This window comes from Chromatiales bacterium (assembly GCA_014762505.1).
Taxonomy (GTDB): Bacteria; Pseudomonadota; Gammaproteobacteria; order SpSt-1174; family SpSt-1174; genus SpSt-1174.
In genome coordinates, this window is record JABURS010000037.1 from 79,247 (window position 1) to 104,931 (window position 25,685).

Genomic DNA, 25,685 nt, shown 5'->3' on the forward strand with positions numbered 1-25,685 from the left:
TCAGACTGAAAAGTGAACGAGCACGTTCTTGCCGGACTTCTTCCCCTGATACAGCGCGTCATCGGCCTTTTTCAGGACGGCTTCGACATCGTCTCCCGGGTGGAAGATGGCCGACCCGATACTGACGGTATAGGCCGGGATGTCGGCCGCTTCGCTGGCTGAAGTGACGATCTGCGCGCGCAGGTTTTCGAGGATGCGGGGCGTGACGGCATCGTCCGCCTCGGTGAGCATGACCAGGAATTCCTCCCCGCCCCAGCGACCGACCGCGTCGTGTGTGCGAATGTTATCCCGTATAGATGTGGCGACATGGCGGATCACATTGTCGCCGACGTCGTGACCGTGGGTATCGTTGATGGCCTTGAAGTCGTCGATGTCGACGATGGCGATGGCGAAGCAGCAGGCACTGCGGCCGGTGCGGCTGGCCTCTTTCTTCAGCAGCTCGTCCATGGCGCGCCGGTTGTAGATGCCGGTGAGCATGTCCAGGTGTGCCTTGCGCTCCCAGTCGGCGGTGGCGGCCATGAGCCGGTTTTCCGCCCGCTTGGCGATCACGCCATAGGTATAGACGATGAAGCCGAGCGTGAAATAGACGGCGACGGTGTTGCCCAGGTGCAGAAGGCCCAGCGCCCCGGGTGCCACCGTCAGCAGGGTGAGGTCGGTATCCATCCCGCCGAAGAACAGGTACAGCATACCCTTGACGATGATGGCCAGGACCGCGAGGACGAGACGGAACAGCAGCGGCCAGTGAGTGTTGAGCAGGACCACGGGGCCCACGGCGAAGAGGTAATAGGGAAAGCCCGCCATCCAGCCGAGGAGGATGGTGGCGAGGATGGCGTGCAGGACCACCTCGACATACACGAGCAGCAAAGCCGAGGACCAGTGGCGTCCGTGGTTGAGGGCGAGTGCCAGCAGATAAGTGGCGATGCTCGCCAGGTTGAACAGGGCGAGACTCCCTATTCCCAGGAACAGGAAGACGACGAAGAAACCGAGGTGCAGCAGCAAGGCCAGGTAGTAGATCTGATGCAGCACCTGGTTGAAGCTGAGGCTCTGGTGTGTGCCCTGGGGCAGGGACAGCAGCCGGGTTGTGAGCGAGGGTTCCACGTGGCGGTGTCTCGGCATGGAGTTGGGGGCCTCGCTCCGTGAAACCGGTGCAGTGATTATGACGTATTTATCTATCTCTGTGCGCCCGCTTCGACTCGCACCATACCCCAGTCATCCAGGATGACGTAGAGCGCGGGAAGCAGTATCAGGATCAACACGGTCGAGACGAGCAGGCCGAACACCACCGAGATGACCAGTGGGATAATGGCCACTGCCTGGGTGCTGGTCTCGGCCAGCAGGGGCAGCAGGCCTGCGATGGTGGTGGTACTGGTGATGAAGATGGCACGGAAGCGGTCGCGGCTGGCCTGTCCGGCGGCGGCAGCGGCGGAGAGGCCGGCTCCACGGTGGGCGTTGATGAACTGTACCAGCAGGATGGCGTTGTTCACCACGATGCCGGCGAGCGACGCGGCACCGACCAGCGAGGGCATGGAGAGGTTGTAGCCCATGATGACATGCCCCCACACCGCGCCCATGAAGGCCAGCGGAATGGTGAGCATGACGATGACGGGCTCCAGGTAGCTGCGGAACTGAAAGGACAGGATCAGGAAGATGCCGAGCAGGCCGATGAGCAGGCCGCGGGCGATGGATCGCCCCGTCTCCTGCGAGCGCGCCGCCTGGCCCTCGATGTCATAAGCTACGCCCGGATGGCTGGCGGCGAGCGCAGGGAGCACGCGGGCCTGCAGGTCGCGCACGATGGCATCGGCATTGGTGATGCGACCGTCGACATCGGCCGTCACCGTCACGGTCCGCACCCCGTCGATACGGGTGATACGTCCCCAGCCACGGGTCTCCGTGACGCTGACGACCTCGGTGAGGGGCACCGCCGCGCCCTGCGGCCCGCGCACCACGGCCGAATCCAGAAACTGCAGGCTGCCGCGCTCGGCCTCGCCCTGACGCACCAGGACCTCCACGCGCTGGGGGCCGATCTGCAGCTCGTCGACGATGTCGCCGAGCACGCCCGCGCGCAGCTGGTCGGCGATGTCGGCGGCGGTGAATCCCATGGCCAGCGCCCCATCGGCCAGGGCGAGCTGGCGTTGCGGCTTGCCCGGGCGCAGGTCGTCGAGCACGTTGAAGACACCGCTGTACTGTCCGAGCTGCTCGGCCAGCGAGCTGGCCGCGGCCTTGAGCGTCACAAGGTCGTCACCCTGGAGGCGGATCTCGAGCGGAATGCCCGCCGGGCCGAAGCCCGGCTCCTGGATGACGAGGCTGAGCAGGCCCGGCACCGGGCCGATGGCCTCGTGCCAGCGCCGGGTGAGTTCATCCAGGTCGATGCGTCGGCGTTCGGCGGTGAGCAGGTCGACCATCACGGTGGCCACCTGCGCCCCGCTCTCCTGGGCACTCGCATTCAGTCCGTAGCGCACCTGGATGGAGCGTACCAGGGGGCCGCCGCCGGGTTGTTCCGGGCCGAGTTGCGCGTCCAGCGCCTGCATGGCCGCCACCACCTGCCCCACCACCGCCTCGGTACGGGCCAGCGGGGTGCCCTGCGGCAGGAGGATGCGCGCCTCCAGCACGTCGCCGTCGATGGCCGGCATGGCCTCCATCTTCACGTGGCCGCCGGCAAAATAGCCGGCCGAACCGAGCAGTACGAGGAGCATGCCGGCAAGCACGACGTAACGCCGGTGGACGGCGGCGTCGGCCAGTCGTCCCAGGGCGTCCTGCAGGGCCGTGAAACCCGTCTCGACGCGTTGCCGCCACCGCTGATCCGGGGTGGTGGAGAGACCGGCAAGCCCCCCCTTGAGGTGATGCGGCAGGATCCAGAAGGCCTCGACGAGGCTCGCGGCCAGGGCCGCGATCAGCGCCACCGGCAGCACCTCCAGCACGGCCCCCAGCTCGCCGGCCAGAAAGGACAGCGGCAGGAACACGGCGGCGGTGGTGAGGAAGGAGGACAATACCCCGGGCAGCACCTCGCCCGCCCCCGCGGCGGCCGCGGCCAGTGGCGTGCCGCCGCGTGCGGCATGGCGGGCGATGTTGTCGGTGATGACCACCGAGTCGTCCATGACGATGCCGATGGTCATGAGCAGGGCGACCAGGGTGATCATGTTGAGCGACAGGCCGAACAGGGCCATCACGACGAAGGCCCCGGCAAAGGCCACCGGCAGGCCGAGCAGGGCCCAGAGCGCGAGGCGGGGGCGGAAGAACAGGCTCATCACCAGCCCCACCAGCAGCAGACCCTGGATGCCGTTGACCACCAGCATCTGCAGCCGGTCGCGCACGATGGAGGTCATGTCCTGGGTGACGTCGAGCCGCAGGCCCGCGGGGTGCCGACGGCGCTCCTGTTCGACCTGGCGATGCAGGGCCGCCATCACGTCCAGCGCGTCGGCCTGGCGGCCCTTGTACACCTCCAGCACCAGCGCCCGTTCGCCGTCAAACCAGACCTGGTCCTCCGCCCGCTCCCAGTCCTCGGTAAGGGTGGCGATGTCGCCCAGCCGCAGCTCGCCGCCGGCCGGGCCGGCGAGTACCACCAGGTCGGCCAGCGCCTGGATACTGCGACGCTGGTCGACGAAGCGCAGCTGCACGTCCTGATCCGGCGTCTCCAGCGTGCCGAGCGGGAGGTCGACGCTCTGGCTGCTGATGAGGCGACCGATGTCGCGCACCGTGAGGCCGTGCTGGCGCAGCACCTCGCGCGACAGCGTCACCACCCACTGCCGCTGCGAGAGCCCTCGGATCGACACGTCGGTCACCCCGGGCAGGCGGCGCAGCCGGTCGCCGAGGCCGTCGGCATAGGTCTCGAGATCGGCGAAGGCCATGTCGCCGCGCAGGGCCACGGCGGCCACCAGATCGCTGCGGTGCAGCTCGCGCACCACGGGCGTCTCGGCGCGTGACGGCAGGTCCGTGATGGCGTCCACCTCCGTGCCGATGTCGTCGATGAAACGGCCGATCTCGCCGCGCGGATCCATGCGTGCCACCGCGCTGGCGAGGTTGTCCTCGGCGTGACACTGCAGCTCCTCGAGATAGTCCACCCCCTGCAGGGCATCGATCAGGCGCAGGCAGATGGCCTCCTCCACGTCGGCGGCCGTGGCGCCACGGTACTCCACGGTGATGCCGACCTCGGTGGGCAGGTAGTCCGGGAAGGTCTCGCGCTTGAGCTGGGGGGCGGCGAACACCCCCATGGCGAGCAGCAGGATCAGCAGCAGGTTGGCCGCCGTCGGGTGCCCGGCGAACCAGCGGATCACGGCGCGTCTCCCAGGGCGGCGGCGGCCAGGCGTCCGGCCGCCGCCGTATCCACGGTCACAGCGAGCTTCGTGCCCTCGATCGCCGGGCTGAGATCGTCGAGGATCACACGGTCACCGGGATCGAGCCCCGCGCGGATCACGGCCAGGTCGCGCTGGGTGTAGGCGACCTCGACCGCACGCCGTTGCAGGCGATCCGCCGGGTCGGCGAGATAGACCTCTCCCGCATGCAGGGCCGAGCGGGGAATGACCAGCAGGGGCACCGGCGCCGGGGCCGAGAGCACGGCCTCCACGTACATGCCGCGCACCAGCGGCGGGCGCTGTGGCGGCTGCGCCCGGCGATAGGGCTCGTCCACGCCCAGCACCACCTGCACCGTGCGGGTGTCCGGGTCGATGCCATTGGCCATGCGCAGGACACGGGCAGGCCAGTGCACGTCCGGGCTGCCGGCGAGTGCCAGGCGGGCCGTAAGGGCATCCAGGTTCACCTGTGCCCCGATGTCCGGCCAGTCGTCGGCAGCGGACGGTCCGCTCCTTGGCACCTGCGCGAGCAGTTGGCGCAGGGCGGGCAGCGGGACCTGTACCAGGGCCTCGGCGCGTTCGATGCCGTCACCGACAAACAGGGTCTGCCCCGGACTGACGTGCTGGTGCAGTTCCACGTCCACGGCGCCCACGCGCAGGTCGTAGGGGGCGTCGAAGCGGGTATCGGCCAGGTCGCGTTCGGCCTGTGCCAGGGCCGTCGCCGCCCGATCGCGGCGGGCGGCGAGGTGCTCCAGACGGCTCGGCATCAGTCGCAGGGCGTTTTCCAGGCCCTGCACGGCCTGGCGTTGCTGCAGGTTGGCGCGCTGCTGTTCGTCCAGCAGGTTGGCGGCGAGCACCCCCTGCTCGGCCAGCCGCTGGGCGCGGGCCAGTTCGCGGTCGGACAGCGTCAGGCGCCGGCGTTCCAGTGCCAGCAGGTCGCGGGTGTTCTGCTGCTCCTGCTCCAGCTGGGCGAGTTCCGTGTCCAGGGCGGCGAGGTCGGCCCGTGCCGCGGCCACTGCCAGCTCGTAACGGCTGGGGTCGATCTCCAGCAGCCGGGTGCCGGCCGGCAGGATGTGGCCGTTCAGCAGGCGCGGGTGGCGGAAGGTGACGCGGCCGGCCACGTTGGCCACGGCCTGCCAGCGGCGGGCAGCCGCCACGCTGCCGAAGCCGCGCGCCTCCACGGTAATGGGCAGGGGCCTCACCTCCAGCACGCGCACCGCCTGCAGGGTCTCGGCCGTGGCATCCTGCGGCGGGCCCTGGCGCAGGGCCAGCATCAGGAGCAGAAACAGGAGCCCGCCGACCAGTGCCAGGGCGACGGGCCACAGCCGCCGGGTGCCCGCCGGCCGGCTCATGCCGCGATCCCCCGGCGATAGAGGGCGAATACCCCGGGGGCATGCGCCCGTGCATGGGCCATGTTACCCGAGACCAGCGCCTGCACGACCAGCCCCTGGATCGCACCGGCGAAGAGGACGGCCGCCCCGGACACGTCGAGGTCGGCACGCAGCTCGCCGCAGGCCTGCCCGTCCCGCAACAGGGTCTCGATGCGGGCGCGGTACGTCGCGAGGGCCTGGGCGATGACCCGCCGTGCGGGACCCTGTGCGGGCTTTTGCAGCTCACCCAGCATGACGCGTGGCACCCCCGGGTGCTCGGCGATGAAGGCCACGTGGGCGAGGAACATGGCCTCCAGCCCGGCCAGCGGGCTGGTCTGTCCCTCGGCGACCGCCGCCACCCGCGAGATCAGCTGTTCCGCCACCCAGCCGGCCACGGCCTGCCAGACCGCCTGCTTGGTCGGAAAATGGCGGAACAGTGCGGCCTGGGAGAGCTTCATACGCTGCGCGATGGCCCCGGTGGTGATGGCGGCCGGTTCCTGTTCGGCACAGAGCTCGATGACGGTCTCCACCGCCTCGCTACGGCGTTCATCGGCGGGACGGTGGCGGGTGGGCTCGGTCATGGCGGTCTTGTAAGTGAGTGGTCACTCACACAGTGTAGACGCTGTTGCCGGCAATGCAATCCCCATCGTCGAACCTATGCTGGCCGCCGGGGTCCTATGGGGCGTAAAATTAGCGATTCAGTGAGAAAACACCCAGGTTTCGAGCAATCCATGCGCTATCCCGAAGACTTTGACGTGATCGTGGTCGGTGGCGGCCACGCCGGCACCGAGGCGGCCCTGGCCGCCGCGCGGCTGGGTGCGCGCACGCTCCTGCTCACGCACAACATCGAGACCGTCGGCCAGATGAGCTGCAACCCGGCCATCGGCGGCATCGGCAAGGGGCACCTGGTCAAGGAGATCGACGCGCTGGGCGGGGCCATGGCCCGGGCGGCGGACCTGGGCGGCATCCAGTTCCGCATCCTCAACGCCAGCAAGGGGCCGGCGGTGCGCGCCACCCGTGCGCAGGCCGACCGCGTGCGTTACAAGGCGGCGATCCGCGCCATGGTGGAGAACCAGCCGAACCTGACCCTGTTCCAGCAGGCGGTGGACGACCTGATCCTCGAGGGCGAGGCCGTGGCCGGGGTGCGCACGAACATGGGCGTGGACTTCCACGCCCGCGCCGTGGTGCTCACCGTGGGTACCTTCCTCGGCGGCAAGATCCACATCGGGCTGGAGAACCATGCCGGCGGGCGCGCGGGCGATCCGCCCTCCATCGCCCTGGCCAGGCGCCTGCGCGAGCTGCCGTTCCGGGTGGAGCGGCTCAAGACCGGCACGCCGCCACGCATCGACGGGCGGAGCATCGACTACAGCCGCCTGCAGGCCCAGCCGGGCGATGAACCCACGCCCGTGTTCTCCTTCCTCGGCCGGCGCGAGGACCACCCGCCGCAGGTGGCCTGCCACATCACCTATACCAACCCGCGCACCCACGCGATCATCGAGGGCGGGCTCGACCGTTCGCCCATGTATTCGGGGGTGATCGAGGGCGTCGGCCCGCGCTACTGCCCGTCCATCGAGGACAAGGTGGTGCGCTTCGCCGAGCGCGAGCGGCACCAGATCTTCATCGAGCCCGAGGGGCTGGACACCCACGAGGTCTACCCCAACGGCATCTCCACCAGCCTGCCCTTCGACGTACAGCTCGACCTCGTGCACTCGATCGAGGGCTTCGAGCGCGCGCACATCACGCGCCCGGGCTATGCCATCGAGTACGACTTCTTCGACCCGCGCGACCTCAGGCCCTCGCTGGAGACCCGCTTCGTGCCGGGCCTGTTCTTCGCCGGCCAGATCAACGGCACCACCGGCTACGAGGAGGCCGCCGCCCAGGGCCTGATCGCGGGGCTGAACGCCGCGCGGCTGGCCGCCGGCCAGGCGGCCTGGAGCCCGAAGCGTTCCGAGGCCTATATCGGCGTGCTCATCGACGACCTCATCACCTGCGGCACGCAGGAGCCCTACCGCATGTTCACCTCGCGCGCCGAGCACCGCCTGATCCTGCGCGAGGACAACGCCGACCTGCGCCTGACCGGCATCGGGCGCGAGCTGGGACTGGTGGACGACACCCGCTGGCAGGCGTTCGAGCAGAAGCGCGAGGCGATCGAGCGCGAGGCCGCGCGCCTGCGGTCGACGATCATGAAGCCGGCGGCGGTGGCCGAGGCGGATGCGGCACGCGTGTTCGGCGGGCCGCTGGCGCGCGAATATCCGCTGGAAGAACTGCTGCGTCGCCCGGGGGTGAGCTATGAGGCCCTCGTCACCCTGCCGGAGGCAGGGCCCGGCGTGACCGATCCGGCGGTGGCCGAGCAGGTGGAGATCCAGGCCAAGTACGCGGGCTATATCGCCCGCCAGCAGGAGGAGATCGCCCGCACCCGGCGCCACGAGGATACCCGCCTGCCGGAGGACCTGGATTATGCCGAGGTCAGCGGATTGTCATCGGAGGTGCGCCAGAAGCTCGCCACCCAGCGCCCGGCCACCCTCGGGCAGGCGGCGCGCATCCCCGGCGTGACACCGGCGGCCGTCTCGCTGTTGTTGGTGCACCTGAAGAAGCGCGGCCGCGCCTCGGCGGCCTGAGCCTTTCATTCCCCCGCTGTCGGGCCGGTCTGGCCCAGGAAAAGACACCACTGCATGCGGTCGCCCGCCGGCAGGGCCATCACCCGCAGGCGGGTGCGCAGCACCCGGCCGTCGCGGTGGCGCAAGCGCTCGGCCGCCGTGCCGCCGCTTTCGGCCAGCAGGCCCAGCCGGGTGCCGGGCGCGACATCACCGCTCTCGACGAACAGATCCGCCAGCATCATGGCCGTCCATTCCCCCGGCCCGTAGCCCAGGTACTGCCGTGCCCCGGGGTTGGCCTCGATGATCGCCAGCGAGGCCGCGTCCACCAGCAGCAGCGCGTCGCTGCTGTGCTCGAACAGCCCCCGGAAGCGGTCATCGCTCTCCTGGATGCGTTCCAGGGCCTCGATACGGTCGGTGACGTCCATGAGCACGAGCACCACCCCGCCGACGCGGCCATCGGGGTGTTTGATCGGCAACAGGCTCCAGTCCCAGTGCGTGGTGCCGCGCTCCGGGGCGTGGGCATATTCGAAGGGCCGGGCGAAGCCGTGGTAGGGCTCGCCGCTCTCGACCACCTGACGGAAGATGCGCTGGTTGCGCGCATCGGGATAGAGGTCGAAGTGATTGCGTCCGGGGAAGAAGTCGGGGCTGCGGCGGTCCACGGTGGCGTAACGGGCGTTCACGCGCAGGAAGTTGAAGTCGCAGTCCATGTAGGCGATGGCGACGTTGTGTACGGTGAAGGCCACGTCGAGCAGCAGGCTCGCTTCTGCCTCTGGTGCTGTCATGGTCACCGACCGTCCTCCACCGGTTTCGCCTTCCCGTCGCGCGGGCTGGCGACTAGCCTAGAGCATGGGCCCGGGGTCGGCAATCCCGGGATTGATAAAGGAATGCGGGCGGCGCCCCGGGCCTCTACCCGGTACGGGCGCGCCGCGCCCGATCGTCCGAGGAGGATAGCGACATGATACGCAGCCTGTTGATTACCCTGATATTCCTGCTGCCCACGGCGGTTCTGGCGGGGTCGGCCCAGGAGGTCGACGGCCTGATCGCCAGGCCGAGCCCGCATGGCGTGGGCGAGACGCTCGATCGCCTGGAGGCGGCGCTCAAGGCCAAGGGCATCACCATTGTCACCCGCTGGAGCCACGACGCGGGTGCACGTCGCGCCGGCATGGAGCTGCGTCCCACGGAGCTGTTGCTGTTCGGCAACCCGGCCCTGGGTACCCATTTCTTCACCAGCCGGCAGACGGCGGGTATCGACCTGCCGATGAAGGCCCTGGCCTGGGAGGATGCCGACGGTCAGGTCTGGCTGGCGTACAATGACCCGGGCTATGTTGCCGCCCGCCACGGCATCACCGACCGGGACGAGATCGTGGCGAAGATGCGCGGCGCCCTGCGCGGCCTGACCGACCAGGCGGTCGCACCCGACTGACACGATCCGGAACCGTGAATGACCGACTTCCATGAACTGACCCGACCGCTGGCCACGGGGGTCGAGGCCCTGGGCCTCGAACTCGAGACCGGCGCACTGCACCTGCTGCTGGACTACCTGGCCCTGCTCGACAAGTGGAACAAGGTCTTCAACCTCACCGCCGTGCGCACGCCGCGCGAGATGCTGAGCCACCACCTGCTGGACAGTCTGGCGGTGGCGCCGCATCTGCACGGCGTGCGCATCGTCGACGTGGGTGCCGGCGCCGGCTTGCCCGGGATCCCGCTGGCCATCGTCTCGCCCGAGCGGCGCTACACCCTGCTCGACAGCAACGGCAAGAAGGCACGCTTCATGCGTCAGGCCGTGATCGACCTCGGGTTATCGAATGTCGAGGTGGTGCACGAGCGGGTGGAAAACTACCGCCCGGAGGAAGGCTTTGATACAGTCATCAGCCGCGCCTTTGCCGCCATCGCCGACTTCGTGACGCTGGCCGGGCCGCTGTGCCGCCAGGGGGGGCGGCTGCTGGCCATGAAGGGGCGCTATCCCGAGGACGAGATCCACGCCCTGCCGGCCGGGTTTGCGGTGGCAGCCGTGCATCGTCTGGTCGTTCCCGGGCTGGATGCCGAGCGCCATCTCGTCGAGATCACCAAGGAAGCGAGCCGTTCATGAGCAAGATCATCGCCATCACCAACCAGAAGGGCGGCGTCGGCAAGACGACCACCAGCGTGAATCTCGCCGCCTCGCTGGCCGCGACCAAGCGCCGCGTCCTGCTGGTCGATCTCGACCCCCAGGGCAATGCCACCATGGGCAGTGGCCTGGACAAGCACGACCTGGAAGAGACCAGCTGCGAGGTCCTGCTGGACGGCATGCCCGCGGCCAAGGCCATACGCCGCCTGCCCGAGGCGGGCTACGACATCCTGCCGGCCAACGGCGAACTCACCGCCGCCGAGGTGCAGCTCACCGGTGCCGACCGCCGTGAATTCCGCCTGCGTGACGCGCTGACCGCCGTGACCGACCGCTACGACTACGTGCTGGTCGACTGCCCGCCGTCGCTGAACATGCTCACGGTCAACGCCCTGGTGGCGGCGCACGGCGTGCTCATCCCGATGCAGTGCGAGTACTATGCCCTGGAGGGGCTGTCCGCGCTCATGAGCACCATCGAACAGATCCGCTCCAGCGTGAACCCCGAGCTGCAGATCGAGGGTCTGCTGCGCACCATGTACGACCCGCGTAACAACCTGGCCAATGACGTCTCCAGCCAGCTCACCGAGCACTTCGGCGACCGCGTCTATCGCACCATCATCCCGCGCAACATCCGCCTGGCCGAGGCCCCCAGTCATGGCCTGCCGGTTTTGCTGTATGATAAGGCCTCGCGCGGCGCGCTGGCCTACCTGGCGCTGGCCGGCGAAATCCTCCGACGTGAATCCAACCTCGCGGCGGCGGCCGGCTGACCGGCCGGCGGCGCCCACTAGCGAAAGCGACACCATGGCACGCAAGAAACCGGGACTCGGACGCGGACTTACCGAGCTGTTGAGCGCCTCTGCGGCGCAGCCGGCCAGCCCTGAAGAAGAGGCGGCCAATCTCCGGCACATCCCGGTGGAGAAGATCCGCCGCGGCAAGTACCAGCCCCGTATCCACATCCGGCCCGAGGCCCTGCAGGAGCTGGCCGACTCCATCCGCGCCCAGGGCGTGGTGCAGCCAGTGGTGGTGCGCCCGGTGGACGGAGGCTACGAGCTGATCGCCGGCGAACGACGCTGGCGCGCCTCGCAGCTGGCCGGCCTGCACGAGGTGCCGGCGGTGGTGCGCGACATCCCGGACCAGGCCGCCGCGGCCATGTCGCTGATCGAAAACATCCAGCGCGAGGACCTCAACCCGCTGGAAGAGGCCAACGCCCTGCAGCGCCTGATCGAGGAATTCGGCCTCACCCACCAGCAGACGGCCGAGTCGGTGGGCCGCTCGCGCACCTCCGTTACCAACCTGCTGCGCCTGCTGGAACTCACCGAGGAGGTGAAGGCCTTCCTCGACGAGGGTCAGCTCGAGATGGGCCATGCGCGCGCCCTGCTGGCGCTGGCCGGTGCCCGCCAGGGCGAGGCCGCCCGCAAGGTCGTGGCCCGCGGACTGTCGGTGCGCGAGACCGAGCGCCTGGTGAAGAAGCTGCAGGCCGAGGCCGCCGAGGGCGGGGCCGCGAAGCCCGGCCAGGCCAAGAACCCGGACGTGCGCCGCCTGGAGTCCGACCTCGGCGAGCGTCTGGGGGCACGGGTGAGCATCGACTACAACCAGCGAGGCAAGGGCAAGCTGGTCATCACCTACAACTCGCTGGACGAGCTCGACGGCATCCTCGAACACATCAAGTGACACGAAACGGTCACGAACCGCTCGGTTGACCGTGTATTAGGGCTTCTCTATACTTCGCGCTCCAGCGCCGCACCCCGTCCGCCGGGCCCCGGGGGGTAGCAGACGGGTCGAGCCGCGCCGGATCGTGAGACAGTGACACCGTACCAATGCGCAAGCGCCTGCTGATCGTCCAGGCCGTGCTGGCCCTGCTGGGCGCGGCCGGGGCCTACCTCCTCAAGGGGGATGCCGCGGCCATTGGCGTGTTGTTCGGTGGCAGCATCGTGATCATCAACACGCTGCTCCTGCACTGGCACCACCGTCGCGCCGTGCGCACCGCCGGCATCGACGCAGGCAAGAACATGCGCATCCTGTATCGCGCGGCCGCTGAGCGATTCTTCACCACGCTCGCGCTGTTCGCGACCGGACTCGGAATTCTGGGGCTTGAGCCGCTGCCGTTGTTGCTGGGTTTCATCGGCATCCAGCTGGCTCAGGTGCTCGACTGGTTTATAGAATCAAGGCAGAGACAGAATAATGGCAAGCGACGGGACCCTTACCTCTGGTAGCTACATTACTCACCACCTGACCAACCTCACCTTTGGTCAGCGCGCCGATGGCAGCTGGGGCTTTGCCCACGATGGGGCGGAAGCCGCCGAGATGGGCTTCTGGGCCATCAATGTCGACAGCATGTTCTGGTCCATCGCCCTGGGCGTGTTCTTCATCTGGCTGTTCCGCAAGGCCGCCAAGAAGGCCTCCGCCGATACCCCGAGCGGCCTGCAGAACTTCGTCGAGTGGATCGTCGAATTCATCGATTCCACCGTGCGCGGCTCCTTCAGCGCCAAGAACGACATGGTCGCGCCGCTGGCGCTCACCATCTTCGTCTGGGTCTTCCTCATGAACTTCATGGACCTCATCGCCGTGGACCTGCTGCCCTGGTTGGCGCAGCTGTTCGGCGAATACGTGCTGGGGGTCGATCCGCACTACGTCTACTTCAAGGTGGTGCCCTCCACCGACCCGAACATCACCTTCGGCCTCGCCCTGGGCGTGTTCATCCTGATGCTCTACTACAGCATCAAGATCAAGGGTCCGGGTGGTTTCTTCGGCGAACTCGCCTTTCAGCCCTTCGGCAAGCTCGGCATGCCCGTGAACCTGCTGCTCGAGGGCGTGTCCCTGATCTCCAAGCCGGTGTCGCTCGCGCTGCGACTCTTCGGCAACATGTATGCGGGTGAGGTCATCTTCATCCTGATCGCCATCATGTACAGCGCCGGCTGGGCACTGGGCATCTTCGGCGGCTTCCTGCAGCTTGGCTGGGCCATCTTCCACATCCTGATCATCACCTTGCAGGCGTTCATCTTCATGACGCTGACCATCGTGTATCTGGACATGGCTCACCAGGAACATCACTAATTCATTTTTAACCTTAAGACTTAGGGGGAATACCTCATGGAAATGGCTCTGCTCTTTATTGCTGGTGGTCTGATGATGGGTCTGGGCGCCCTGGGTGCCGCGGTTGGTATCGGTATTCTGGGTGGTCGTTTCCTGGAAGGCGCCGCCCGCCAGCCGGAACTGATCCCGATGCTGCGTACCCAGTTCTTCATCGTCATGGGTCTGGTCGACGCCGTGCCGATGATCGCCGTCGGTATCGCCCTGTACGTGCTGTTCGCCGTTGCTGGTGGTTAAGAAGCCTGAGCGAAAAGGTTCATCGCTTTAACAGCCAAAACCACGAGGTACCGGCATGAATTTCAACGCTACACTGATCGGCCAGATGATCACCTTCGCGGTGTTCGTTTGGTTCGTCATGAAGTTTGTGTGGCCGCCGCTCATCAACGCGCTCAACGAGCGTAAGGCGAAGATCGCTGACGGACTTGCTGCTGCAGAAAAGGGCAAGCACGAGCAGGAGCTCGCCAAGAAACGCGCCACCGAGCAGCTTCACGAGGCCAAACAGCAGGCCGCCGAGATCATTTCGCAGGCGCAGAAGCGTGCGAATGAAATCGTCGAGGAGGCCAAGTCCGCCGCGCGTACCGAAGGTGAGCGCATCAAGGAGGCGGCCAGGGCCGAGATCGATCAGGAGGTCAACCGTGCGAAGGAACATCTGCGCGGACAGGTTTCCTCGATCGCTCTTGCTGGCGCCGAGAAGGTGCTGAAGAAAGAAATCGACGCAAAGGCTCACAGCCAGGTGCTGGACGAGCTCGTCGCACAAATCTAGGTAGCTCACGATGTCTGAAATCACCACCGCCGCGCGGCCGTATGCGCGCGCTGCCTTCGAGGTCGCGAAGGAAAAGGGCGCGATGCAGGTCTGGAGTGATCAGCTGATCTTTATGGCAGCTGTCGCCAATGATCCGCAGATGCGTGCCGTTCTGGACAGCCCCGCGCTGACCCGTAGCCAACGCGCCGATCTCATGATCAGCGTGTGTGGTGACCACATCGACGACCAGGCCAAGAACCTGGTCAAGCTGCTGGCCGAAAACGGGCGTCTCACCGTTCTTCCGGAAATCGCCGCGCTGTACGAAGTCATGCGCGCCGAGGCCGAAGGGTCGGTCGATGCCGAAGTGATCTCGGCTCAGGATGTAAGCGACGCGCAGCTGGCGAAAATTGCTGAAGCGCTCAAGGGTCGCCTGGGACGTGAGGTCAAGCTCACGACGCGCATCGATGACTCGCTCATCGGCGGCGCGATTGTCCGCGCAGGTGATTTGGTGATTGATGGTTCGATTCGGGGCCGACTGGCAAAGCTGACCGGCGCCCTGAGCCGCTAAGAGGATACAGACTATGCAACTCAATCCGTCTGAAATCAGCGATCTGATCAAGAAGCGTATCGAAAGCTTCGAGTCGATCGCCGAGGCCCGCAGTGAAGGCACCGTCGTCAGCGTGGCTGACGGTGTCGTCCGCATCCACGGCCTGGCCGATGCGATGTACGGGGAAATGCTCGAGTTCGAAAACAACGTCTACGGCATGGCGCTCAACCTCGAGCGTGATTCCGTCGGCGCGGTTGTGCTGGGCGATTACAAGACCATCTCCGAAGGGGCCAAGGTCAAGTGCACCGGCCGCATCCTCGAAGGGCCGGTCGGCAAGGGCATGCTGGGTCGCGTCGTCGACGCCCTGGGTACCCCGATCGACGGCAAGGGCCCGATCGAATCCGACGGCACCTCGCCGATCGAGAAGATCGCCCCCGGCGTTATCGAGCGTAAGTCGGTCGACCAGCCGGTGCAGTCCGGTATCAAGGCCATCGACGCCATGGTCCCGGTCGGTCGCGGCCAGCGTGAGCTGATCATCGGCGACCGCCAGACCGGCAAGACCGCCGTTGCCGTCGACGCGATCCTGAACCAGAAGGGCAAGGACGTTTACTGCATCTACGTCGCTGTCGGCCAGAAGGCTTCTTCTGTTGCCAGCGTGGTGCGCAAGCTCGAAGAGCACGGTGCGCTGGAATACACCACCGTGGTTGCCGCCAACGCCTCCGATTCCGCCGCGATGCAGTTCCTGGCCCCCTACGCCGGCTGCGCCATGGGCGAGTACTTCCGCGACCGCGGGATGGACGCCCTGATCGTGTATGACGATCTGACCAAGCAGGCCTGGGCCTATCGTCAGGTCTCCCTGCTGCTGCGTCGTCCGCCGGGCCGCGAAGCCTACCCGGGTGACGTGTTCTACCTGCACTCCCGTCTGCTCGAGCGCGCCGCGCGCGTCAACGAGGACTACGTCGAGAAGTTCACCAACGGTGAAGTGAAAGGCAAGACCGGTTCCCTGACCGCACTGCCGATCATCGAGACCCAGGCCGGCGACGTGTCCGCGTTCGTGCCGACCAACGTGATCTCGATCACCGACGGCCAGATCTTCCTCGAGTCCGACCTGTTCAACGCGGGTATCCGTCCGGCCATCAACGCCGGTCTGTCGGTGTCCCGAGTCGGTGGCGCGGCCCAGACCAAGATCATCAAGAAGCTCGGCGGCGGTGTGCGCCTGGCCCTGGCGCAGTACCGCGAACTCGCGGCCTTCGCCCAGTTCGCCTCCGACCTCGATGAAGCCACCCGCAAGCAGCTGGAACGCGGTCAGCGCGTCACCGAGCTGATGAAGCAGAAGCAGTACGCTCCGCTGTCCACCGCGGAAATGGGCTTCTCCCTGTTTGCCGCCAACGAAGGTTTCCTCGACGACGTGGAAGTCAGCAAGGTGGTGGATTTCGAGGCCGCGCTGCACAGCTACATCAACAGCAATCAGAAAGAGCTGGTTGAAAAGATCAACGCGACGGCGGACTTCAACGACGAGATTGCCGCTTCCATGCGCAAGGCGCTGGAAGACTTCAAGGCCAATCACGTCTGGTAACTGAAATCCGCGGGCCCGGGAAGCTTCCGGGCCCTGTTCGCGGCCGCAACGTTTGAGGCTTTACTGATATGGCAGGCGCAAAAGAAATCCGCACCCAGATCAAGAGTATCCAGAATACTCAGAAGATCACCAAGGCGATGGAGATGGTCGCCGCGTCCAAGATGCGCAGAGCACAGGACCGGATGGCCGCGACCAAGCCGTACGCGGAAAAGATGCGCAACGTGATTGGCCACCTGGCCATGGCGCATCCCGAGTACAAGCATCCGTTCCTGATCGAGCGCGAAGCCAAGCGCGTCGGTTTCATCATCGTGTCCTCGGACCGTGGTCTTTGCGGCGGCCTGAACATCAACCTGTTCAAGCAGGCCGTGCTGGCGATGAAGGAATGGCAGCAGAAGGGTGTCGAAATCGACCTCGTCCTGATCGGTCAGAAAGCCAGCCAGTTCTTCAAGCGCATGGGCGGCAACGTCCTTGGCCAGGTGACCCACCTGGGTGACCGTCCGCACCTGTCCGATCTGATCGGCACGGTGAAGGTCATGCTGGATGGCTACACCGAAGGCCGCATCGACCGTCTGTTCCTGGTGGAAAACGAGTTCGTCAACACCATGACCCAGAAGCCGCGCGTCAGCACCCTGCTGCCGATCGCCGCCTCCGGTGAGGAAGAGCTCAAGCACCACTGGGATTACATCTACGAACCCGATGCGCAGGATGTCCTCGACGGACTGCTGATGCGCTACGTGGAATCGCAGGTGTATCAGTCCGTGGTCGAAAACGTTGCCTGTGAAATGGCGGCGCGAATGATTGCTATGAAATCTGCCACCGACAACGCGGGCGAGCTCATTGGCGATCTTAAGCTGGTGTACAACAAGGCACGCCAGGCGGCAATTACCCAAGAAATTTCCGAGATCGTGAGCGGCGCCGCTGCGGTGTAACGCGGTCGGTACTGAATTCGAATTGAGTTAAGAGGATCAGACCATGAGTTCTGGAAACATCGTAGAAATCATCGGCGCGGTGGTAGACGTGGAATTCCCGCGGGATTCCGTGCCCAAGGTCTACGACGCACTGAAAGTCGACGAGATGGGCCTTACCCTGGAAGTCCAGCAGCAGCTGGGCGACGGGATCGTGCGCACCATCGCCATGGGCGCTTCCGACGGCCTGAAGCGTGGTCTGAAGGTGTCCAACACCGGCGCCCCGATCAGCGTGCCGGTCGGTAACGGCACCCTGGGTCGCATCATGGACGTGCTCGGTAACCCGGTGGACGAAGCCGGTCCGGTCGACACCAAGGAGACCTGGCCGATTCACCGCAAGCCGCCGGCCTATGAAGACCAGGCCGCCAGCGTCGAGATCCTCGAAACCGGCGTCAAGGTCATCGACCTCGTCATGCCGATCGCCAAGGGCGGCAAGGTCGGCCTGTTCGGCGGCGCGGGCGTGGGCAAGACCGTTACCCTGATGGAACTCATCAACAACATCGCCGTGCAGCAGGAAGGTCTTTCCGTGTTCGCGGGCGTCGGTGAGCGTACCCGTGAAGGTAACGACTTCTACTACGAAATGAAGGAAGCCGGCGTTCTCGACAAGGTGGCCATGGTGTACGGCCAGATGAACGAGCCGCCGGGCAACCGCCTGCGCGTGGCGCTCTCCGGTCTGACCATGGCCGAGTACTTCCGTGAGGAAGGCCGCGACGTGCTGATGTTCATCGACAACATCTACCGTTACACCCTGGCCGGTACCGAGGTGTCCGCGCTGCTGGGCCGTATGCCGTCCGCGGTGGGTTACCAGCCGACCCTGGCGGAGGAAATGGGCGTTCTGCAGGAACGCATCACCTCCACCAAGACCGGTTCGATCACCTCCTTCCAGGCCGTTTACGTGCCGGCGGATGACTTGACCGACCCCTCCCCGGCCACCACCTTCGCGCATCTGGACGCGACCCTGGTGCTCTCGCGTAACATCGCCGAGCTGGGTATCTACCCGGCGGTGGACCCGCTGGATTCCACCTCGCGTCAGCTCGATCCGCAGATCATCGGTAACGAGCACTACGAAGTGGCCCGTGGCGTGCAGGGTACCCTGCAGCGCTACAAGGAGCTGAAGGACATCATCGCCATTCTCGGTATGGATGAACTGTCCGAGGAAGACAAGCTGACTGTGGCCCGTGCCCGCAAGATCCAGCGCTACCTGTCGCAGCCGTTCTTCGTGGCGGAAGTCTTCACCGGCGCCCCGGGCAAGTACGTTGGCCTGAAGGACACCATCCGCGGCTTCAAGGCCATCCTGGACGGTGAGTACGACCACCTGCCGGAGCAGGCCTTCTACATGGTCGGTCCGATCGAGGAAGCGGTCGAGAAGGCCGAGAAGATGAAGGCCAAGGCCTGATTCCGAGGCTAAACCGAACAGAGGCTAGAATATGGCTATGACCATGCACGTAGACATTGTCAGCGCTGAGGAGTCGATCTTCTCCGGTACTGTCGAAGAGCTCTACGCCCCGGGTGAGATGGGTGAGCTCGGGATCTTCCCGCGCCACACCCAGCTCGTCACGCGTCTGAAGCCTGGCGAAGTCCGTGTGAAGCGGGAAGGTCAGTCAGAGCAGGAGATGTATTTTGTCTCCGGTGGCATTCTCGAGGTGCAGCCGCACGTGGTGACGGTCCTGGCCGACACCGCCGTGCGCGCCAAGGACCTGGACGAAGCCGCGGCCCTGGAGGCGAAGAAGCAGGCCGAGGAGGCGCTGGCCGACAAGAAGGCCGACTTCGACTATGCCAAGGCCCAGACAGAACTCGCCGAGGCGGTTGCCCAGCTGCGCACGATCCAGAAGATCCGCAAGCAGGGCGGTCAGTAAGGCCGCTGTGTTTCGTGGCATCAGGCTAGAGAAAAAGGCAGCTTCGGCTGCCTTTTCTTTTTCCAGTCCGTGCACCAGGCCATGGACGGTGCCACAGGGACCGTTGATAATGTGCCAGGTACAGCCAACACACCACCCAGCATGAATCTCGCAGTCGTCATCCTCGCCGCCGGTCAGGGCACCCGCATGCGCTCGAACCTCCCCAAGGTTCTGCAGCCGCTGGCCGGCCGTCCCCTGCTCGAGCATGTGATCGGCCGTGCTCAGGCGCTCGACCCGGCCGCCATCCATGTGGTCTACGGCCATGGCGGGGACCGGGTGCGTGCGCAGTTCGCGGATACGCCGGCCTTGCGCTGGGCACTGCAGTCCGAGCAGCTCGGCACAGGGCATGCCGTGGCCCAGGCACTGCCCGACATTTCGGACGAGGCCGTGGTACTGGTGCTCTATGGTGACGTGCCGCTGACCGCACCGAAGACGCTGGAACGCCTGATCGAGATGCTAGAGGGACATGCGCTGGCGCTGCTCACGGTAAGCCTCGACGACCCCACGGGTTATGGACGCATACTGCGTGACGATGCCGGCGCGGTGCAGCGCATCGTCGAGGAAAAGGACGCCTCGCCCATCGAGCGACGCATCCACGAGGTGAACACGGGCATACTCGCCGCCCGGGCCGGCGACCTGCGTCGCTGGCTGGCGGCGGTGGATGCGAACAATGCCCAGGGCGAGTATTACCTGACCGACTGTATCGCCCTGGCCGTGAGCGAGGGCGGGAGCGTGCAGGCCATCACCTGCCATCACCCCATCGAGGTGATGGGGGTGAACGACAAGGCGCAGCTCGCGCGCCTGGAGCGTGCCTGGCAGCAGCAGCTCGCCCATGAGCTCATGCTGGCCGGGGCCACCGTGATCGATCCGGCACGTCTCGATATCCGCGGCCGTGTCGAGGTGGGCCGGGACGTGACCATCGAGCCCAACGTGCTGTTCGAGGGGGTCGTGGTATTGGGCGATGGTGTCAGCGTCGGGCCCGGCTGCGTGCTGCGCGACTGCGTGGTGGAGGCCGGTACGCGCATCGATGCGCACAGCGTCATCGACCGGGCAGAGATCGGCCCCGACTGTCGCATCGGGCCGTTTGCACGCATCCGCCCGGAGACACGCCTGGCGGCCCGCGCCCATGTCGGCAATTTCGTCGAGATCAAGAAATCCGAGGTCGGCGAGGGCAGCAAGATCAATCACCTGAGCTACGTGGGCGACAGTAGCGTGGGGGCGCGCGTGAACATCGGTGCCGGCACCATCACCTGCAACTACGACGGGGCCAACAAGCACCGCACCGTGATCGGCGACGACGCCTTCATCGGCTCCGACACCCAGCTGGTCGCCCCGGTGACCGTCGGGCGCGGGGCCACCATCGGTGCCGGCTCCACGATCACGAAGAACGCCCCCGAGGCCGAGCTGACCCTGAGCCGTTCGAAGCAGCTCACCCTGAAGGGCTGGCAGCGGCCAGAGAAAAAGGAGACCCGCTAGCCATGTGCGGCATCGTCGGCGCCATCGCCCAGCGCGATGTGGCCCCCATCCTGCTCGAGGGGCTACGGCGCCTGGAATACCGCGGCTATGACTCGGCCGGCCTGGCCGTCATCGGGGCAGAGGGGAGCTTCGCCCGCCACCGTCGCGTCGGCAAGGTGGCCGAACTCGCCCAGGCCCTGGAGGCGCAGCCGCTGCCCGGACACATCGGCGTGGCCCATACCCGCTGGGCGACACATGGCGTGCCCAGCGAGAAGAATGCCCATCCGCATATCTGCAATGGCCGTGTCGCCGTGGTGCACAACGGCATCATCGAAAACCACGCCGAACTGCGCGAGAAACAGCTTGCACAGGGCTACCGCTTCACCTCGGATACCGATACCGAGGTGATCGCCCACCAGGTGGCACATTACCTCGACCAGGGCCAGGACCTGCTGGCGGCCGTGGCCCATGCCACCGCCGATCTCCGGGGGGCCTACGCCCTGGGCGTGATCAGCCTGGACGAGCCGGAGCGCCTGGTGGCAGCGCGCCAGGGCAGCCCGCTGGTCGTGGGGCTGGGTATCGGCGAGCACTTCATCGCCTCCGACGTCCAGGCCCTGCTGCCCGTCACGCAACGCTTCATCTACCTGGAAAACGGCGACCTCGTCGACCTGCGCCGCGACACGCTGGCCGTGCACGACCGCGACCTCGCCGCCGTCGAGCGGCCGGTGAAGGAGTCACAGCTGAGCGTGCAGGCGGCCGATCGCGGGCCCTACCGCCACTACATGCTCAAGGAGATCTTCGAGCAGCCGCGTGCCATCGCCGATACCCTGGAAGGCCGGATCATCGGCGATCATGTCCCGGACGCGATCCTCGGCCCGCAGGCCGCGACGCTGCTCGATGCCGTGCGCAACGTGCAGATCATCGCCTGCGGGACCAGCCATCACGCGGGGCTCGTGGCCAAGTACTGGTTCGAGGGCATTGCCGGTGTCCCCTGCCAGGTCGAGGTGGCCAGCGAATTCCGCTACCGGCCGCACGTGGTGCAGCCCGGCACGCTGTTCGTCACCATCTCCCAGTCCGGCGAGACCGCCGACACGCTGGCCGCCCTGCTGGATGCCCGCACGCAAGGCTATCTCGGCAGCATCGCCGTATGCAACGTGGCCGAGAGTTCGCTGGTACGCGAGTCCGACCTGGCCCTGATGACCCACGCCGGCCCCGAGATCGGCGTGGCCTCGACAAAGGCCTTCACCACCCAGCTCGTGGCACTGCTGCTGCTGGTGATGGTCGTCGGGCGCCGTCACCGCCTGGAGGCCACGGAAGAGGCGCGGCTGCTGCGCGAGCTGCAGGCGTTGCCGGGGCGTGTCGAGGAGGTGCTGGCACTGGATCCGGCCATCGAGGCCTTCGCACGCCACTTCGCCCAGCGCCAGAACGCGCTGTTCCTGGGGCGGGGCACGCAGTATCCGGTGGCGCTGGAAGGCGCATTGAAGCTCAAGGAAATCAGTTACATCCATGCCGAGGCCTACCCTGCCGGCGAGCTCAAGCACGGACCGCTGGCCCTGGTCGACGAGGAGATGCCGGTGATTGCCGTGGCGCCCTCGGGCGAGCTCCTGGAAAAGCTCAAGTCCAACCTCGAGGAGGTGCGGGCGCGCGGCGGCGAGCTGCTGGTCTTCGCCGACCGGCGTGCCGGTTTCGCCAGCGGCAATGGCATCGAGGTGTTGGACGTCGTGCCGGTCGAGGAGGCCACCGCCCCCATCCTCTACACCGTGCCCCTGCAGCTGCTGGCCTATCACACGGCGGTGATGAAGGGCACCGACGTGGACCAGCCGCGCAACCTCGCCAAGTCGGTGACGGTGGAGTAAATCCGAGTATGGTCCTCGGGCTTTGTTGTGCGCCCGTCCCGACTCGTGTACCTTTGGCGCGCGAAAAATCTGGTGTCTTGAGGAATCACGAGATGGAAAAGACTGAACTGAACGCCCGTTGCGTCGAGCTCTACAACCACCCCCGCGTGCAGAACATGATGTGGAATGCCCGCATGTTCTGGGACTTCGGCCGCAAGCTGAACCCCACGAACGAGGACCTGACCACCCCGCGCGTGGACCTGTGCGAGCTGGAGGTCATGCTCTCGGCCGCCGCCTGGAGCGAGTCCCAGTGTGCCGCCGACCTGAACGGCCGTAACCCGGGCCGCGCCGACTTCATCCGTCGCGCCGTCCAGACCGGTCAGCGTCCGATCCTGTCGCGCATCGCCTGATCGACCGTTGTCCGGCCTGCCTCACGGCGGGCCGTTCGCACAAAAAAACCGGGCACAGGATGCCCGGTTTTTTTGTGCCTGTCGTAATGTCCTCAGGATGGACGCTGCAGCGGCCCTTCCACCTCCGCGCGTTGCTCCGGACCCGCCAGCTTGGCGATCAGGTCCAGCGCGAAGTCCATGGCGGTGCCCGGACCACGCGAGGTGACGATGCGCCCGTCGGTCTCGACGGTATTGGTGGTGAGCACGGTATCGGCCAGGGCCAGTTTGTCGAGCACGCCGGGGAAGCTGGTGGCGCGACGCCCCTTGAGCAGCCCGGCGCTGGCCAGCACCTTGGGCGCCGCACAGATGGCGCCGATGTACCTGCCCGCGTCGGCGTGGCGCAGCAGGAGGTCGCGGATACGGGGATCGGCCTCCAGGTGGTCGGCGCCGGGCTGACCGCCCGGCAGGACGATCATGTCGAAGTCACGCCCGAGCACCTGGTCGAGTGCCACGTCCGGCACCAGCACGGTGCCACGCGAGGCCCTGACGGGGCCCGGTTTGAGGCCGGCCGTGATCACCTCGATACCGGCACGACGCAGCAGGTCGATGATGGTGACGGCTTCTAGTTCTTCGCAGCCGTCGGCGAGGGGGACAAGGACGCTTGCCATGCCTGTCTCCTTTCCCGAAGGTCGAGTAGTTCGCTGACCGGTACCAGCTCGATGCCATGCGCCCGGAGTTCGCCCAGACGGGACTCCAGTACCTCGAGCGTGGCCGGATAGGGGTGACCGATGCCCACCGCCATGCCGTGACGTCGGGCGATGGCGATGAGCTGGTCGAACTGGCGGCTGACGTAGTCGGGGTCACCCGGTTCGCTGTCGAGGAAGACGTCGCGGTCCACGGAGGGCACGCGCCGCTCCATCGCCACCCGCAGGGCCACGGACTCGGCCGTGGTGCGGCTGTCGACGAAGTACAGATCGCCGTGCTCGGCCAGTACCTGCATGAGCCAGTCCATGTGACCGGGATGCCGGGTGAGCAGGCTGCCCATGTGGTTGTTCACGCCGCGCACGTGCGGGATGGTGGCGAGGCTGGACTCCAGGGCGCGCTTCACCGCCTGTTCGCTCATCTCCATGGTGACGCCGCCGGGACCCAGCGGCCGGTCATGCACGGCCTGCATGGGCAGGTGCAGCATGACCTCCTTGCCCTGGGCGTGGGCGAGGCTGGCGATCTGCACTGCCCAGGGCGTGTCGGGCAGCACGGCATAGGTGACCGGGCCGGGCAGCGCCACGCTGCGCAGGCCCTCCTCGCGCTGGTTGCCCAGGTCATCGAGGATCAGGGCGATGACCGGGTGCTGATGGGGCGGCGGGTCCGCCGATGCGGCCGCCCAGGGCAGGGCGGCACACAGCAGGATCAGCCAGCGCAGACGGTGCATGTCTAGCCCCGTTTGTTCACGATGTTGAGGCCCTTGAGCAGGTTGAGTGCCTCGAAGAGCTGATAGTCGCGCTGGGCCAGCGAACGGTCGCCGGACTTGCCGTCACCCGCCTGATCGGCAGACGCGTCGCCGGGGATCTGGCCGTTCTCCAGGTGGCGGGAGAGGTCCGCCTCGGTCAGCGGGCGGAAGCTGCTGCCGCCATCGGCCTCGGCCACCTGCAGGGGTTCCACCACGATGTCCGGCTTGATGCCGTCGGCCTGGATGGAACGGCCGTTGGGCGTGTAATAACGGGCCGTGGTGAGCTTGAGCGCGGTGTCCTGCGTGAGCTGCAGGATGGTCTGCACCGAGCCCTTGCCGAAGGTCTTGGTGCCCATGATGAGTGCACGGTCGTGATCCTGCAGGGCGCCGGCCACGATCTCGGAGGCCGAGGCCGAGCCCTCGTTGACCAGCACGATGATGGGCGCGCCGTCGGACACGTCGCCGGGGCTCGCCTGGTAGCGCAGCTTGGAGTCCTCGATGCGGCCCTCGGTGTAGACGATCAGGCCGGCCTCGAGGAAGGCATCGGAGACGCCCACGGCACCGTTGAGCACACCGCCCGGGTTGTTGCGCAGGTCGATCACGAGGCCCTTGAGGCGGCCATCGCTGTCGGCCTTGAGCTGTTGCACGGCATCCAGGGTGTCGCGGGTGGTGCGCGACTGGAAGTTGGTGATGCGCAGGTAGCCGTAGCCCGGTTCGAGCAGGTGGCTCTTCACGCTCTTCACCTGGATGATGTCGCGGGTGATGGTGATCTCCAGCGGCTTGTCCACGCCCTCGCGCACGATGGTGAGGATGATGTCAGTGCCCTTCTTGCCGCGCATCAGCTTGACGGCCTCGTTGAGCGACAGGCCCTTCACCGGCTTGTCGTCCAGGCGAATGATGAGGTCGCCGGCACGCACCCCGGCGCGCTGGGCGGGCGTGTCGTCGATCGGCGCGATCACCTTGACGAAGCCGTCTTCCATCCCGACCTCGATACCCAGGCCGCCGAACTCGCCGGAGGTGCCGATCTGCAGCTCCTTGAATTCCTCCTCGCCCAGGTAGTCGGAATGCGGGTCCAGCCCGGTGAGCATGCCGCGGATGGCGTTCTCCAGCAGCTCCTTGTCGTCCACGTCCTCGACGTAGTCACGCTTGATGCGGCCGTAGACCTCGGTGAGGCGGCGCAGCTCCTCCAGCGGCAGGGCCTCCTGGGCGGCGGCGGGGCCGGCGTTGCGCTCGGCGAACACGCTGAGCGTCATGCTCAGGGACAGGCCGAGCAGCAGGCCCATGAGCAGGCCGAATCCGAGGCGGTATTTGGCTTTCATCAATCTCTCCAGATCTTGCGTGACGGGGTCGCACTCCTTAATGGAGGCTATCTTAGCATCCCGGAGCT

At 66.6% G+C, this 25,685-nt stretch carries 25 protein-coding genes; 17 read left to right on the plus strand and 8 right to left on the minus strand.

Annotation, left to right across the window (positions count from 1 at the left end; all coding sequences use genetic code 11):
* The 4 genes from HUJ28_08500 to HUJ28_08515 are packed head-to-tail and all read right to left on the minus strand — an operon-like array spanning position 1 to position 6,237.
* A complete protein-coding gene (locus HUJ28_08500) occupies positions 1-1,116 on the minus strand; it encodes a GGDEF domain-containing protein (protein ID MBD3619500.1) in 1,116 nt (371 codons plus the stop codon).
* A gap of 53 nt (positions 1,117-1,169) precedes the next feature.
* Positions 1,170-4,271 carry an efflux RND transporter permease subunit gene (locus HUJ28_08505; protein MBD3619501.1) on the minus strand — a complete coding sequence of 1,034 codons (3,102 nt, stop codon included), beginning with the start codon at positions 4,269-4,271 and terminating at the stop codon, positions 1,170-1,172.
* Entirely contained in the window at positions 4,268-5,638 is a 1,371-nt protein-coding gene (locus HUJ28_08510) for an efflux transporter periplasmic adaptor subunit (GenBank protein ID MBD3619502.1), read from the minus strand. The genes HUJ28_08505 and HUJ28_08510 overlap by 4 nt, the downstream gene beginning before the upstream one ends.
* Positions 5,635-6,237, minus strand: coding sequence for a TetR family transcriptional regulator (locus HUJ28_08515; GenBank protein MBD3619503.1), 603 nt, complete (start codon positions 6,235-6,237; stop codon positions 5,635-5,637). The genes HUJ28_08510 and HUJ28_08515 overlap by 4 nt, the downstream gene beginning before the upstream one ends.
* A 150-nt stretch (positions 6,238-6,387) precedes the next feature.
* On the opposite strand from HUJ28_08515, the gene mnmG reads away from it, so the two are divergent.
* Positions 6,388-8,274, plus strand: a complete 1,887-nt coding sequence (gene mnmG, locus HUJ28_08520) for a tRNA uridine-5-carboxymethylaminomethyl(34) synthesis enzyme MnmG (protein MBD3619504.1) — start codon at positions 6,388-6,390, stop codon at positions 8,272-8,274.
* 5 nt (positions 8,275-8,279) lie between these two features.
* Here mnmG and HUJ28_08525 read toward each other — a convergent pair whose 3' ends face one another.
* The gene (locus HUJ28_08525; protein MBD3619505.1) at positions 8,280-9,035 is read right to left on the minus strand and encodes a PAS domain-containing protein; all 756 of its coding nucleotides are present in this window, start codon (positions 9,033-9,035) and stop codon (positions 8,280-8,282) included.
* Between the two features lie 173 nt (positions 9,036-9,208).
* Here HUJ28_08525 and HUJ28_08530 point away from each other — a divergent pair, with 173 nt between their 5' ends.
* The 16 genes from HUJ28_08530 to HUJ28_08605 all read left to right on the plus strand — a co-directional run bounded on the left by HUJ28_08530 (position 9,209) and on the right by HUJ28_08605 (position 22,872).
* The gene (locus tag HUJ28_08530) at positions 9,209-9,676 is read left to right on the plus strand and encodes a DUF302 domain-containing protein (GenBank protein ID MBD3619506.1); all 468 of its coding nucleotides are present in this window, start codon (positions 9,209-9,211) and stop codon (positions 9,674-9,676) included.
* A gap of 18 nt (positions 9,677-9,694) precedes the next feature.
* Positions 9,695-10,342 (plus strand): 16S rRNA (guanine(527)-N(7))-methyltransferase RsmG, encoded by a 648-nt coding sequence (rsmG, locus tag HUJ28_08535; GenBank protein MBD3619507.1) that lies wholly within the window; start codon positions 9,695-9,697, stop codon positions 10,340-10,342.
* The gene (locus HUJ28_08540) at positions 10,339-11,124 is read left to right on the plus strand and encodes a ParA family protein (GenBank protein ID MBD3619508.1); all 786 of its coding nucleotides are present in this window, start codon (positions 10,339-10,341) and stop codon (positions 11,122-11,124) included. Before rsmG ends, HUJ28_08540 begins: the two co-directional genes overlap by 4 nt.
* 34 nt (positions 11,125-11,158) lie before the next feature.
* Complete coding sequence (locus HUJ28_08545; GenBank protein MBD3619509.1) at positions 11,159-12,028, plus strand: ParB/RepB/Spo0J family partition protein; 870 nt, start codon at positions 11,159-11,161, stop codon at positions 12,026-12,028.
* A 146-nt stretch (positions 12,029-12,174) separates the two neighbouring features.
* Complete coding sequence (locus HUJ28_08550) at positions 12,175-12,570, plus strand: ATP synthase subunit I (protein ID MBD3619510.1); 396 nt, start codon at positions 12,175-12,177, stop codon at positions 12,568-12,570.
* The gene (atpB, locus tag HUJ28_08555) at positions 12,539-13,411 is read left to right on the plus strand and encodes a F0F1 ATP synthase subunit A (GenBank protein MBD3619511.1); all 873 of its coding nucleotides are present in this window, start codon (positions 12,539-12,541) and stop codon (positions 13,409-13,411) included. The genes HUJ28_08550 and atpB overlap by 32 nt, the downstream gene beginning before the upstream one ends.
* A gap of 36 nt (positions 13,412-13,447) precedes the next feature.
* The gene (gene atpE, locus HUJ28_08560) at positions 13,448-13,684 is read left to right on the plus strand and encodes a F0F1 ATP synthase subunit C (protein MBD3619512.1); all 237 of its coding nucleotides are present in this window, start codon (positions 13,448-13,450) and stop codon (positions 13,682-13,684) included.
* Positions 13,685-13,739: 55 nt separating this feature from the next.
* On the plus strand, positions 13,740-14,210 hold the full coding sequence (locus HUJ28_08565; GenBank protein ID MBD3619513.1) for a F0F1 ATP synthase subunit B: 471 nt from the start codon (positions 13,740-13,742) through the stop codon (positions 14,208-14,210).
* Between the two features lie 10 nt (positions 14,211-14,220).
* The gene (locus HUJ28_08570) at positions 14,221-14,757 is read left to right on the plus strand and encodes a F0F1 ATP synthase subunit delta (protein MBD3619514.1); all 537 of its coding nucleotides are present in this window, start codon (positions 14,221-14,223) and stop codon (positions 14,755-14,757) included.
* A 13-nt stretch (positions 14,758-14,770) separates the two neighbouring features.
* The gene (atpA, locus tag HUJ28_08575; GenBank protein ID MBD3619515.1) at positions 14,771-16,312 is read left to right on the plus strand and encodes a F0F1 ATP synthase subunit alpha; all 1,542 of its coding nucleotides are present in this window, start codon (positions 14,771-14,773) and stop codon (positions 16,310-16,312) included.
* 68 nt (positions 16,313-16,380) lie between these two features.
* Positions 16,381-17,241 carry a F0F1 ATP synthase subunit gamma gene (atpG, locus tag HUJ28_08580; GenBank protein MBD3619516.1) on the plus strand — a complete coding sequence of 287 codons (861 nt, stop codon included), beginning with the start codon at positions 16,381-16,383 and terminating at the stop codon, positions 17,239-17,241.
* A 43-nt stretch (positions 17,242-17,284) separates the two neighbouring features.
* Entirely contained in the window at positions 17,285-18,673 is a 1,389-nt protein-coding gene (atpD, locus tag HUJ28_08585) for a F0F1 ATP synthase subunit beta (GenBank protein MBD3619517.1), read from the plus strand.
* A 31-nt stretch (positions 18,674-18,704) separates the two neighbouring features.
* Positions 18,705-19,133: a F0F1 ATP synthase subunit epsilon gene (locus HUJ28_08590; GenBank protein ID MBD3619518.1), complete on the plus strand. Its 429-nt coding sequence runs from the start codon at positions 18,705-18,707 to the stop codon at positions 19,131-19,133.
* Positions 19,134-19,274: 141 nt separating this feature from the next.
* On the plus strand, positions 19,275-20,648 hold the full coding sequence (glmU, locus tag HUJ28_08595; protein ID MBD3619519.1) for a bifunctional UDP-N-acetylglucosamine diphosphorylase/glucosamine-1-phosphate N-acetyltransferase GlmU: 1,374 nt from the start codon (positions 19,275-19,277) through the stop codon (positions 20,646-20,648).
* Between the two features lie 2 nt (positions 20,649-20,650).
* Positions 20,651-22,483, plus strand: coding sequence for a glutamine--fructose-6-phosphate transaminase (isomerizing) (gene glmS, locus HUJ28_08600; protein ID MBD3619520.1), 1,833 nt, complete (start codon positions 20,651-20,653; stop codon positions 22,481-22,483).
* Positions 22,484-22,575: 92 nt separating this feature from the next.
* Positions 22,576-22,872 (plus strand): hypothetical protein, encoded by a 297-nt coding sequence (locus HUJ28_08605; GenBank protein MBD3619521.1) that lies wholly within the window; start codon positions 22,576-22,578, stop codon positions 22,870-22,872.
* 92 nt (positions 22,873-22,964) lie between these two features.
* Here the strand turns inward: HUJ28_08605 and HUJ28_08610 are convergent, their stop codons facing one another.
* The 3 genes from HUJ28_08610 to HUJ28_08620 are packed head-to-tail and all read right to left on the minus strand — an operon-like array spanning position 22,965 to position 25,617.
* Positions 22,965-23,519, minus strand: a complete 555-nt coding sequence (locus tag HUJ28_08610; protein MBD3619522.1) for a DJ-1/PfpI family protein — start codon at positions 23,517-23,519, stop codon at positions 22,965-22,967.
* Entirely contained in the window at positions 23,474-24,280 is an 807-nt protein-coding gene (locus HUJ28_08615; protein MBD3619523.1) for a divergent polysaccharide deacetylase family protein, read from the minus strand. The genes HUJ28_08610 and HUJ28_08615 overlap by 46 nt, the downstream gene beginning before the upstream one ends.
* Before the next feature lie 2 nt (positions 24,281-24,282).
* Complete coding sequence (locus HUJ28_08620) at positions 24,283-25,617, minus strand: S41 family peptidase (GenBank protein ID MBD3619524.1); 1,335 nt, start codon at positions 25,615-25,617, stop codon at positions 24,283-24,285.
* Between the last annotated feature and the right edge of the window lie 68 nt (positions 25,618-25,685).

What these genes read in the sequence shown, in the direction of transcription:
- HUJ28_08500 (MBD3619500.1), bottom strand. Translation starts at nt 1,116, where the DNA reads ATGCCGAGACACCGCCACGTGGAACCCTCGCTCACAACCCGGCTGCTG.
- HUJ28_08510 (MBD3619502.1), bottom strand. Translation starts at nt 5,638, where the DNA reads ATGAGCCGGCCGGCGGGCACCCGGCGGCTGTGGCCCGTCGCCCTGGCA.
- HUJ28_08515 (MBD3619503.1), bottom strand. Translation starts at nt 6,237, where the DNA reads ATGACCGAGCCCACCCGCCACCGTCCCGCCGATGAACGCCGTAGCGAG.
- mnmG (MBD3619504.1), top strand. Translation starts at nt 6,388, where the DNA reads ATGCGCTATCCCGAAGACTTTGACGTGATCGTGGTCGGTGGCGGCCAC.
- HUJ28_08525 (MBD3619505.1), bottom strand. Translation starts at nt 9,035, where the DNA reads ATGACAGCACCAGAGGCAGAAGCGAGCCTGCTGCTCGACGTGGCCTTC.
- HUJ28_08530 (MBD3619506.1), top strand. Translation starts at nt 9,209, where the DNA reads ATGATACGCAGCCTGTTGATTACCCTGATATTCCTGCTGCCCACGGCG.
- rsmG (MBD3619507.1), top strand. Translation starts at nt 9,695, where the DNA reads ATGACCGACTTCCATGAACTGACCCGACCGCTGGCCACGGGGGTCGAG.
- HUJ28_08540 (MBD3619508.1), top strand. Translation starts at nt 10,339, where the DNA reads ATGAGCAAGATCATCGCCATCACCAACCAGAAGGGCGGCGTCGGCAAG.
- HUJ28_08545 (MBD3619509.1), top strand. Translation starts at nt 11,159, where the DNA reads ATGGCACGCAAGAAACCGGGACTCGGACGCGGACTTACCGAGCTGTTG.
- HUJ28_08550 (MBD3619510.1), top strand. Translation starts at nt 12,175, where the DNA reads ATGCGCAAGCGCCTGCTGATCGTCCAGGCCGTGCTGGCCCTGCTGGGC.
- atpB (MBD3619511.1), top strand. Translation starts at nt 12,539, where the DNA reads ATGGCAAGCGACGGGACCCTTACCTCTGGTAGCTACATTACTCACCAC.
- atpE (MBD3619512.1), top strand. Translation starts at nt 13,448, where the DNA reads ATGGAAATGGCTCTGCTCTTTATTGCTGGTGGTCTGATGATGGGTCTG.
- HUJ28_08565 (MBD3619513.1), top strand. Translation starts at nt 13,740, where the DNA reads ATGAATTTCAACGCTACACTGATCGGCCAGATGATCACCTTCGCGGTG.
- HUJ28_08570 (MBD3619514.1), top strand. Translation starts at nt 14,221, where the DNA reads ATGTCTGAAATCACCACCGCCGCGCGGCCGTATGCGCGCGCTGCCTTC.
- atpA (MBD3619515.1), top strand. Translation starts at nt 14,771, where the DNA reads ATGCAACTCAATCCGTCTGAAATCAGCGATCTGATCAAGAAGCGTATC.
- atpG (MBD3619516.1), top strand. Translation starts at nt 16,381, where the DNA reads ATGGCAGGCGCAAAAGAAATCCGCACCCAGATCAAGAGTATCCAGAAT.
- atpD (MBD3619517.1), top strand. Translation starts at nt 17,285, where the DNA reads ATGAGTTCTGGAAACATCGTAGAAATCATCGGCGCGGTGGTAGACGTG.
- HUJ28_08590 (MBD3619518.1), top strand. Translation starts at nt 18,705, where the DNA reads ATGGCTATGACCATGCACGTAGACATTGTCAGCGCTGAGGAGTCGATC.
- glmU (MBD3619519.1), top strand. Translation starts at nt 19,275, where the DNA reads ATGAATCTCGCAGTCGTCATCCTCGCCGCCGGTCAGGGCACCCGCATG.
- glmS (MBD3619520.1), top strand. Translation starts at nt 20,651, where the DNA reads ATGTGCGGCATCGTCGGCGCCATCGCCCAGCGCGATGTGGCCCCCATC.
- HUJ28_08605 (MBD3619521.1), top strand. Translation starts at nt 22,576, where the DNA reads ATGGAAAAGACTGAACTGAACGCCCGTTGCGTCGAGCTCTACAACCAC.
- HUJ28_08610 (MBD3619522.1), bottom strand. Translation starts at nt 23,519, where the DNA reads ATGGCAAGCGTCCTTGTCCCCCTCGCCGACGGCTGCGAAGAACTAGAA.
- HUJ28_08615 (MBD3619523.1), bottom strand. Translation starts at nt 24,280, where the DNA reads ATGCACCGTCTGCGCTGGCTGATCCTGCTGTGTGCCGCCCTGCCCTGG.
- HUJ28_08620 (MBD3619524.1), bottom strand. Translation starts at nt 25,617, where the DNA reads ATGAAAGCCAAATACCGCCTCGGATTCGGCCTGCTCATGGGCCTGCTG.